Source organism: Microbacterium sp. 1154 (assembly GCF_031455375.1).
Classification (GTDB): Bacteria; Actinomycetota; Actinomycetes; order Actinomycetales; family Microbacteriaceae; genus Microbacterium.
On sequence record NZ_JAVDSN010000003.1, the window covers coordinates 375494 to 384977 of the forward strand.

General features: G+C 69.6%; 8 protein-coding genes. 6 read left to right on the top strand and 2 right to left on the bottom strand.

Translation table 11 applies throughout. The features are described from left to right. The first annotated feature begins 156 nt into the window (after positions 1-156). The gene (gene aceB / locus J2X55_RS13500) at positions 157-1770 is read left to right on the top strand and encodes a malate synthase A (RefSeq protein ID WP_396653266.1); all 1614 of its coding nucleotides are present in this window, start codon (positions 157-159) and stop codon (positions 1768-1770) included. Positions 1771-1821: 51 nt separating this feature from the next. On the opposite strand, the gene J2X55_RS13505 is transcribed toward aceB, so the two are convergent. Then, the gene (locus tag J2X55_RS13505; protein WP_309824018.1) at positions 1822-2613 is read right to left on the bottom strand and encodes a DeoR/GlpR family DNA-binding transcription regulator; all 792 of its coding nucleotides are present in this window, start codon (positions 2611-2613) and stop codon (positions 1822-1824) included. Between the two features lie 76 nt (positions 2614-2689). Here J2X55_RS13505 and J2X55_RS13510 point away from each other — a divergent pair, with 76 nt between their 5' ends. The 3 genes from J2X55_RS13510 to J2X55_RS13520 are packed head-to-tail and all read left to right on the top strand — an operon-like array spanning position 2690 to position 5319. After that, a complete protein-coding gene (locus J2X55_RS13510; RefSeq protein WP_309824020.1) occupies positions 2690-3340 on the top strand; it encodes a hypothetical protein in 651 nt (216 codons plus the stop codon). Between the two features lie 56 nt (positions 3341-3396). After that, positions 3397-4689 (top strand): MFS transporter, encoded by a 1293-nt coding sequence (locus tag J2X55_RS13515; protein ID WP_115919520.1) that lies wholly within the window; start codon positions 3397-3399, stop codon positions 4687-4689. A gap of 51 nt (positions 4690-4740) precedes the next feature. Next, positions 4741-5319: an AAA family ATPase gene (locus J2X55_RS13520; RefSeq protein WP_115919521.1), complete on the top strand. Its 579-nt coding sequence runs from the start codon at positions 4741-4743 to the stop codon at positions 5317-5319. Between the two features lie 23 nt (positions 5320-5342). Here the strand turns inward: J2X55_RS13520 and J2X55_RS13525 are convergent, their stop codons facing one another. Then, a complete protein-coding gene (locus tag J2X55_RS13525; RefSeq protein WP_309824023.1) occupies positions 5343-6638 on the bottom strand; it encodes a chloride channel protein in 1296 nt (431 codons plus the stop codon). A 193-nt stretch (positions 6639-6831) separates the two neighbouring features. On the opposite strand from J2X55_RS13525, the gene J2X55_RS13530 reads away from it, so the two are divergent. Together J2X55_RS13530 and J2X55_RS13535 are read left to right on the top strand one after the other, a co-directional pair. Continuing rightward, positions 6832-8031, top strand: a complete 1200-nt coding sequence (locus J2X55_RS13530) for a pyridoxal phosphate-dependent aminotransferase (RefSeq protein WP_309824024.1) — start codon at positions 6832-6834, stop codon at positions 8029-8031. Between the two features lie 482 nt (positions 8032-8513). After that, positions 8514-9074 (top strand): DUF559 domain-containing protein, encoded by a 561-nt coding sequence (locus tag J2X55_RS13535; protein WP_309824025.1) that lies wholly within the window; start codon positions 8514-8516, stop codon positions 9072-9074. Positions 9075-9484 lie beyond the last annotated feature (410 nt).

A 9484-nucleotide genomic window follows, 5' to 3' on the forward strand; every position in this document is an offset into this window, starting at 1 on the left:
CCACTTCTGGTCGCCTGGGCACACCTCAGGCAGCCACTTCTGGGACATTGTGCTCAAAGGAGCGACGGGCAGCGACACAGACAGAAAGACACGACCATGACCCTCATCACCTCTCCCCCGCCCACCTCGACCCCCACACCCACCGACGGATCCCGGATGCCGGACACCTCGGCATCCGACCCGCACCTTCGTCTCGAGCGCTCCCTCGAGGGACGCGACGGCGAGATCCTCACCCCCGCGGCGATCGCCTTCCTCACCGAGCTGCACGACCGCTTCGCCCGGCGCCGGCACGACCGCCTCGCCGCGCGTGAGCGCCGCCGCTTCGAGATCGGCACGGGCGATGACCCGCACTTCCGCGCCGACACGGCGCACATCCGCGACGATTCCTCGTGGCGGGTGGCGGGAGCCGGACCCGGGCTGGAGGACCGCCGGGTCGAGATCACCGGCCCCACCGACCCGAAGATGACCATCAACGCGCTCAACTCCGGCGCCCGGGTGTGGCTCGCCGACCAGGAGGATGCCACCAGCCCCACCTGGCGCAACGTCATCGGCGGTCAGCTCTCGCTGTTCGACGCGATCCGCGGACAGCTGTCGTTCACGAGCCCCGAGGGAAAGCGCTACGAGGTGACCGCCGAACGGACGCCGACGATCGTGATGCGCCCCCGCGGCTGGCACCTCCCCGAGAAGCACGTGACGTTCGTCGATCGCACGGGGCGGGAGCTGCCGGCATCCGGATCCCTCGTCGACTACGGACTGTACGTGTTCCACAACGCGCACGCCCTCGTCGCGGCCGGCCGGGGCCCCTACTTCTACCTGCCGAAGATCGAGTCGGCCGAGGAGGCGCGGCTGTGGGACGACGTCTTCTCTTTCACCGAGGAGCGCCTGGGCCTCGCGCACGGCACGATCCGCGCGACCGTGCTGATCGAGACGCTGCCCGCGGCCTTCGAGATGGAGGAGATCCTCTTCGCCCTGCGCGACCACTGCGCGGGTCTGAACGCCGGCCGCTGGGACTACATCTTCTCGATCATCAAGACCTACCGCGGGCGCGGGGCACGGTTCGTCCTGCCCGACCGCAGCGAGGTCACGATGACGGTGCCGTTCATGCGGGCCTACACCGAGCTGCTCGTGCGCACCTGCCACAAGCGGGGCGCGTACGCGATCGGCGGCATGAGCGCCTTCATACCCAACCGGCGCCGACCCGAGGTCACCGAGGCCGCGTTCGAGAAGGTCGCCGCCGACAAGCGCCGCGAGGCCGGCGACGGCTTCGACGGCACGTGGGTCGCGCACCCCGACCTCATCCCGGTGGCCCGCGCGGAGTTCGACGCGGTGCTCGGCGATCGCGAGAACCAGCTCGACCGCTCGCGCGAGGATGTGTGCATCGAATCGCGGCAGTTGCTCGACCTGCGCATCGGCCTGCCGGTGACCACGGCGGGCGTGCGCGGCAATGTCTCGGTGGCGATCCGCTACATCGAGGCCTGGCTGCGGGGACTGGGAGCCGTCGCGATCGATGACCTCATGGAAGATGCCGCGACCGCCGAGATCTCACGCTCTCAGATCTGGCAGTGGATCCACCAGGATCGCGAGACCGCCGAGGGCACCGCGATCACCCGCTCGTTCGTCGAGGGCCTGCTCGACGAGGTGCTGGCCGACGTGCCGCGCTCCGCCGACGACCGCTTCGACGACGCCGCCGAGGTGTTCCGCGAGGTGGCGCTGCGACCGGAGTTCCCGGCGTTCCTCACCCTGCCGGCGTACGCGAAGTACCTCGACTGACACCGGTCGCCCCTCCCCGTTCAGCGACGGGGAGGGGCTTCCGCGCGCCGGTCAGTCCGCGGCCGTCCACAGCTCGACGCCCATCTCCGCGATGGCCGCCGCCGCGCTCTCGGGCAATTCGGCGTCGCTGACGATGACGTCGAGCGCGTCGAGGGGCACGACCCGGAAACGCTCCGCGGTGCCGTACTTCGTGCTGTCGGCGACCAGGGCGCCCGAGGTCGCGGCATCCAGGACCGCTCTTTTCAGGACGACCTTGTCGAGCTCGGGAGTGGTCAGCCCGTGCGAGGTGTCCCAGGTCCCGGTGCTGAGGATCGCGAGGTCGAGGGTCATGGCCGAGATGGTCGCGGCGGCGAGGGCTCCGCTCGACGACCCGCTCGCGGCATCCACCACTCCACCGGTGTGGATGACCTCGATCGCGGGGTGCGCGAAAAGCGCCGAGACGGTGAAGAAGTCGTTGGTCACCACGGTCAGTCCGCGGCGCGACGTCAGATGCGGGACGAGCGCCTGACAGGTGGTCCCCGCGTCGATGAACACGGTCATGTCGTCGGTGATGAGAGCGGCCGCACGACGGGCGACGGCTTCTTTGCGGGGGAGCTCCAAGGCCGCACGGGAATCGCGTTCGCGCGGGGGCTCCACCCCCGTGTGCTCGCGCAGGCGCACGCCGCCCTGCACGGCGTCGACGAGGCCCTCGTCTTCGAGCGTGGCGATGTCACGACGCACGGTCATGTGCGACACCCCCAGCGACGAGGCCAGGTGGCGGATGCTGAGCGCGCCCGCCCCGCGCAGCAGACGCATCAGCTCTCGCTGGCGCTGTTCCGGGATGAGGGGTGGCGGTGTCGACATCACCATGAGCCTATGCCTCACTCTACATGAGTCGTTGCGTTCTCTTGTGTGAATCTACGTGATACCGTGTGCATCAATGTTAAAGAAACATGAAGTGCTCTCCGCCGTGGTCGATTCCGGCGTGGTCCTGATCGTCCGTCTCGACTCCCCGGAGGAGGCGCTCGCCGTCTCGCGCGCCGCCGTCGCCGGCGGCATCCGCGCGCTCGAGATCACCCTGTCGGTTCCCCGGGCGCTCGAGGTCGTGCGCACCCTGGCCGACGAGTTCGGCGACCGGGTGGCGGTGGGTGTCGGAACGGTTCTCGACGCCGAGATGGCCGTCGCCTCGGTACAAGCCGGGGCTCGCATGCTCGTGAGCCCCAACCTGAACCCCGACATGATCCGCGCGGCCAACCGCTATCAGGCGCTCACGATCAGCGGGGCGTTCACCCCGACCGAGATCGTGCAGACCATGGAAGCCGGCGCCGACATCGTCAAGCTGTTCCCCACCGAGGCCGTCGGCCCCGACTACCTGCGCACGGTCATGGCGCCGCTCGCGCACGCCCCGATCCTGCCCGCCGGGGGCGCGACGCGCGAGAACGTCGGCGACTGGTTCGCCGCCGGGGCGCTCGCCGTCGGCGTCGGGAGCGCCATCACCAAGGCCGCCCGCGCGAGCGGCGACATCGGCGACGTGACCCGTGCGGCCGCCGACTTCCTGGCCGCGGTCGAGAGCGCTCGCACGACCCCCTGACCCCCTCACGGCGGACCGCGACGTCCGCCCCTCACCCGAACACGAAGGAGTGGACCATGAGCGAGACGACGGCCGACGCGCCCGTACTCACGCGCGACGAGAAGAAGACGATCCGGATCCGGTGGTTCCTGGTCGGCTTCCTCATCCTCGGCGGGGTGGTGAACTATCTCGACCGCTCGACACTCAGCGTCGCCAACACCACCATCGCGGGTGAGTTCGGGCTCGACCCGTTCGCCATGGGTCTGCTGCTGTCGGCCTTCTCGTGGCCCTACGCGATCGCCAACCTGCCGGCCGGATACCTCGTCGACAAGTTCGGTCCGAAGAAGATGTTCGCTTTCGCCGCGGGGGCCTGGTCGCTCGTGTCGATCGTCACCGCCGCCGCGAACTCCTTCGGAGTGCTGTACGCGTGTCGCGTCGCACTCGGCATCACGGAGTCGCCGTTCTTCACCTCCGCGCTGAAGGTCAACGAGCGGTGGTTCAACAAGTCTGAGCGAGCTCTCCCCGTCTCGCTCGTGAACACCGGCTCGCAGATCGCCAACGCGATCGCGCCCCCGCTCCTCACGTTCCTCCTGCTGACGATGAGCTGGCGAGGGATGTTCATCATCGTCGGCGCCTTCGGCATCGTCGTGGCCCTCGTGTGGTTGCGCATCTACCGAGACCCGACGCTGAGGGAGCAGGCTCTCATCAAGGGCGCCGAGGTCGAGGCGCGCGTCGTCGCGTCGAACGAGAAGGTCGGCTGGGGGCGCCTGCTCGTGCAGTCCAACACGTGGTTCATGGTGCTCGGTGCCTTCGGCATCTTCTACACGGTGTGGGTCTACCTCACCTGGCTCCCCAGCTACCTGCAGACCGCTCGCGGGTTCAGCCTCTCCCAGAGCGGATGGCTCGCCTCGCTGCCGTTCCTCTGCGGCATCGTCGGCGTGATCTTCGGCGGATGGCTCTCCAACCGCCTCGTTCGCCGGGGTGTCAAGACGGTTCGCGCCCGCAAGATCCCGATCGTCGGGGGCGCCGTGTTGGCCGCCGCCGCGGTGCTGCCCGTGGCGTACGTCGACAGCACGCCGCTCGCGGTCATCCTGCTGTCGGTCGGTTACTTCGCCTCGCAGGTGCCGATCGGGTGCCTCTGGACCCTCGCCTCCGACGTCGCGCCCTCGAACCAGGTCGCCTCGCTCGGTGCGATCCAGAACTTCGGCGGATTCATCGGCGCCGCCGTCGCTCCGGTCGTCACCGGCGCGATCCTCGCCTCCACCGGCGGCAACTACACGACGGTCTTCCTCATCGGCGGCGTGCTGCTGCTGGTGGGCGCACTGTCGTACGGCCTGTTCGTCAAGGACCGCTCCGTCGCGGCATCCTGATTCCCGTCGGGGAGGACGGCCGAGCCGTCCTCCCCGCGTCTGGAGGAAACCATGACCGCACGACTCTTCTTCGTCATCGGCCCCGCCGGGAGCGGGAAATCCACCGTCAGCACGCGCATCGCGCACCGCATCGGTGCCGCCTACCTCGACAAGGACTCCGTCGCCACGGCGTTCACGGAGGCGCTGCTCGAAGCAGCCGGCAGCGACAAGAACGACCGCGACAACAACGCCTACTACCAGGACGTGGTGATGGGCCTGGAGTACGCGACCCTGCTGAAGCTGGCGGGCGACAACCTACGTCTCGGCACGGACGTGGTGCTCGATGCGCCCTTCGTCCGATACTTCCCCGAGGCGGACTACCTCGAGCGCGCCGCCGCCGCCCACGACTGGCCGGACGAGCTCACCATCACCGTCGTGCACGTCACCGTCGACGGCGACCTCGTCCGCGAGCGCGTCGGCTCACGCGGCTACGGCCGCGACGCGTGGAAACTCGCCCACTGGGACGAGTTCTGGGCCACCGCGCAGGCCGCCGACTGCCGCTGGCGCGGTGCCCACCACGTGCTCTTCGACAACAGCGCCTCGGGCGCCGACCCCGCGGCGCTCGAGGCCGCCCTGGCCGCCTTCGTCTGAGCCGCAGCTCGCGACGCCGGCGATCAGGGACGCGCCGGGTCGATCGGCGTGAACCGCCGCAGACTCGCGCGCGAGCTGAGCCGCGAGGCCGCGAGCGATCCCGCGACCGCGAGGAAGATCGGCAGCAACAGGGTGAACCCGGTGTCGGTGAACTCGATGATCAGCGCGATGGCGGTGAAGGGCGCTCGCATATTGGATGCCAAGAACGCGGCCGCCGCGATGATCGCGAGCGCCGTGCCGTCCGCGCCCGGCCAGATCACCGCCCACCCGGCCGCCGCGGCCGCACCCAGCGCCGCACCGATCGCGACCGAGGGCTGGAGGGTACCGCCGATCGCGCCGGAGCCGAGGGAGACGACAGTCGCCACGTACTTGAGCAGGGCGAGCAGCAGCAGCAGAAGCGCGGGCTGCGAGAGGTCGAACCCCGCGGTGGCCAGCGCACGACCGTTGCCGAGGACGAGGGGGAAGAACGCGCCCAGCAGGCCGACCGCCGCAAAGGTGAGGGGCAGGACGACGAGGAGCTTCCAGCCTTTGGGCCGGAACCGCCCGAGCGCCTTGGTCATGGTCGCGAAGCTCGTCGCTCCCCAGCCCATGAGCGGGCCGATGAGGAGAGCCGCGACGACGAGAGAGGCGTTCACCTCGAGCGCGGGCACCTGATACAGCGACCCCTCTCCCACGAGGGGCCGCGCGACGAAGGTCGCGATCGCGCTGACCGAAAGGGCGACGACGGCCGCACCGACGCTGAACTGCGCCAGCAGGATCTCGATCGCGAACAGCGCGCCGGCGAGGGGGACGTTGTAGACCGCGGCGAGACCGGCCCCGGCTGCCGAGGCGATGAGGATGCGACGCCACCTCGGATCGAGGCCGAACCAGCCCACGATCTTCGACCCCGCCATCGCCGACAACTCCCGCGGCGCGACCTCCTTGCCGATCGAGGCGCCGAGGGCCACCGAGGTCACCTGGATGACGGTGTCGGCGAGGGTCTCCCACCACGGCATCCGGGCTCCGTCCACTCCCTGCTCCACGGTGGCAAGGGTGCGTCCGAAACGCCGCAGCACGTACCAGCCGAGAGCGGCGACCACACCCGCCCCGCCGACCGTCACGACCGGCAACCACCAGGGCGAGGGCAGCGCGAGCCCGTCGAGGAACGGTCCCTCCTCGTGGCCCCAGACGAGATGCTCGATCGTGTGGACGATCCACACCAGCAGGAGCACCGCGACACCGGTCGCCAGCCCGACGATCAGGGTGGCGAGACCGAGCTTGGTCAAGGCGAGGACGGCGCGTCGATGCGGGCGCGTCGGCGCCAGGGGCTCTGCTGTCACCCCGCAACGCTAACGGACCCGCGTTACCGACCCGTGACGTCCCCGCGGGCCCTGTTGGCCGACCGTGAGCGGGAGGGCTGTGACGGCGCGTCCGGGCGAGACCCGGCATCCGGTGCCCGTCCCGCCCGGGCGCGGGTGCGGAGCTCCGTCATGACTCTCGTCGCACGCGGGCGCGAACAGTAGGCTCGGAACCGTGACTTCCCGCGCCCCGCTCTCCCGCAAGCTGTCCGCCATCGCCGAGTCCGCGACCCTCAAGGTCGATGCCAAGGCCAAGGCCCTCCAGGCCGCCGGTCGACCGGTCATCTCCTACGCGGCCGGAGAGCCCGATTTCGCCACCCCGTCCTACATCGTGGATGCCGCGGCGAAGGCGCTGCAAGACCCGAAGAACTACCGCTACACGCCCGCCGCCGGTCTCCCGGTGCTGCGCGAGGCCATCGCCGCCAAGACGCTGCGCGACTCGGGCCTTGAGGTCGCGCCTTCGCAGGTCATCGTCACCAACGGCGGCAAGCAGTCGGTGTACCAGGCGTTCCAGACCGTGGTGAACCCGGGCGACGAGGTGCTGCTCCCGGCTCCGTACTGGACGACCTATCCCGAAGCCATCGCCCTCGCCGAGGGCACACCCGTCGAGGTCTTCGCCGGCGCCGACCAGGACTACAAGGTCACCGTCGCCCAGCTCGAGGCCGCCCGCACCGACAAGACCACGGTGCTCGTCTTCGTGTCGCCGTCGAACCCCACCGGCTCGGTCTACACCCCCGAAGAGACCGCCGAGATCGGCCGCTGGGCCCTCGAGCACGGCATCTGGGTGATCACCGACGAGATCTACCAGAATCTCACGTACGAGGGCACCCGCGCCGTCTCGATCGTCGAGGCCGTGCCCGAGCTCGCCGAGCAGACGATCCTCGTCAACGGCGTCGCGAAGACGTACGCCATGACGGGGTGGCGCGTGGGCTGGATGGTGGGACCGGCGGATGCCATGAAGCTCGCCGGCAACCTGCAGTCGCACCTGTCGAGCAACGTCAACAACGTCGCGCAGATCGCCGCCGCGGCCGCCCTCGACGGCCCGCAGGACGAGGCCGAGCAGTTCCGTCTCGCCTTCGACCGCCGCCGTCGGCTCATCGTGTCGGAGCTGGCGAAGATCGACGGCGTCGAGGTGCCCAACCCGCTCGGCGCGTTTTACGCCTATCCCGATGTACGGGGCCTCTTGAACCGCTCATGGGGCGGCGTCACCCCGACCACCTCGCTCGAGCTGGCCGACCTGATCCTCGAGCAGGCCGAGGTGGCCGTGGTTCCCGGCGAGGCGTTCGGCCCGAGCGGTTACCTGCGTCTGTCGTACGCCCTGGGCGACGACCAGCTCCTCGAGGGCATTCAGCGCCTCCAGCGCCTGTTCGCCTGAGGTTCTCTCCTCCCACACGAGTCGCGTGAGGGGTCACTTTCTGTCGCCCAGGGTCCTGCTCGGCGACAAAATGTGGCCCCTCACCCGAGGGGGCTGTGGAGAACGTGTCCGTCGGCTGGCACGAGTGACCAGAATGACGGATGCCGATCCCCCGCTCCCCCGCGTCACTCGCACCATCAGCCGCCTTCACCGTCGTCGAAGCGCGCCGCGCCGGCCTGACCCCCAGCACCTTGCGCTCGGTGGCCTGGAGCACGCCCTACAGAGGCGTCAGGGCGGCACCGGGCCACGATGACCGTGCGAGGATACGCGCGCTCGTTCGCGCGTGCCCCGAGACCGCGTTCTGCTGCGGTGCGACCGCTGCGCTCTTCCACGGGCTCCCCCTCCCGTTCCACATCGCTGTCCGCGCGCGGGAAACGCCCAGCATCGGCGTCCCCCACGGTCACGCACGGATTCGCCGCGCGGGGGTCGTCGGCAGGCGGCTGATGGTCGAGCCGAACGACATCGTCGAGGTCGACGGCATCCGATGCACCTCGCCTTTGCGAACGTGGGCGGAGCTGGCGGAATCACTCACCGTCCCGCAGCTGACAGCCATCTCCGATGCGCTCATCGCCCGACGAGGGCCGTCGGCCACTCGCGAACAGCTCGAGGCGATGCACCGCCGGTTCCTCGGGGGACGAGGCTCTCCGGTGCGCAGGCTCGCGATCGATCTCGCCCATTCCGGCTCGGAATCACCCAAGGAATGCGAGCTCCGTGTGCTCCTCGTGATGGCGGGCCTGCCGGAGCCCGAATGCAACGTCGAGATCTCCGACGGATCGCGTTTCGTGGCGCGGGTCGACCTTCTGTACCGCCGCGAGAGAACGATCATCGAGTACGACGGCGATCATCATCGCGATCCACGGCAGTGGAGCAGGGATCAGCGCCGTCGCGCCGAGCTCGAAGCCCTCGGATACCGGTACACGACCGTCACTGCCCGCGATTTCGACGATCCCTCGGCCCTCGTCGCCCGTATCCGCCGCCTTCTGGCGCAGGCCGAACACGCGTGAGCGCCCCCCGCCCTCCGCGTGAGGGGCCAAAAAAGGTCGCCGAGCGCCCGGCTAGGCGACGAAAAGTGGCCCCTCACGCTGGTTCCCGCGGGCTGAGGAACGTCGTCGAGCACACAGTCGGGCGACAAGAAACGCCTCCCTCAGCTCGTTCCCCGTGTGAGAGGTCAAAAAGTGTCGCCTAGCGCCCGGCTGGGCGACAGAAAGTGGCCCCTCACGCCCGTTCCCGCGTGAGGGGCCGAGAAATGTCGCCGAGCTCTTGGCTGGGCGACGAGAAATGGCCGCTCGTGCCGGGGGGGGGGGGGGGGGGGGCCCAAAACCTCGAGAAATTTAAAAACCAGGGCCCCGGGGGCAGGACCGGGCCCAAAGCCGGGGCACACCGGCCAAAAACATAACGGGCGTGCCCCCCGAAA

Excerpts from the sequence above, each read along its gene's own strand:
- J2X55_RS13505 (WP_309824018.1), bottom strand. The coding sequence starts at position 2,613 with ATGTCGACACCGCCACCCCTCATCCCGGAACAGCGCCAGCGAGAGCTG.
- J2X55_RS13510 (WP_309824020.1), top strand. The coding sequence starts at position 2,690 with ATGTTAAAGAAACATGAAGTGCTCTCCGCCGTGGTCGATTCCGGCGTG.
- J2X55_RS13520 (WP_115919521.1), top strand. The coding sequence starts at position 4,741 with ATGACCGCACGACTCTTCTTCGTCATCGGCCCCGCCGGGAGCGGGAAA.
- aceB (WP_396653266.1), top strand. The coding sequence starts at position 157 with ATGCCGGACACCTCGGCATCCGACCCGCACCTTCGTCTCGAGCGCTCC.
- J2X55_RS13535 (WP_309824025.1), top strand. The coding sequence starts at position 8,514 with ATGGTCGAGCCGAACGACATCGTCGAGGTCGACGGCATCCGATGCACC.
- J2X55_RS13515 (WP_115919520.1), top strand. The coding sequence starts at position 3,397 with ATGAGCGAGACGACGGCCGACGCGCCCGTACTCACGCGCGACGAGAAG.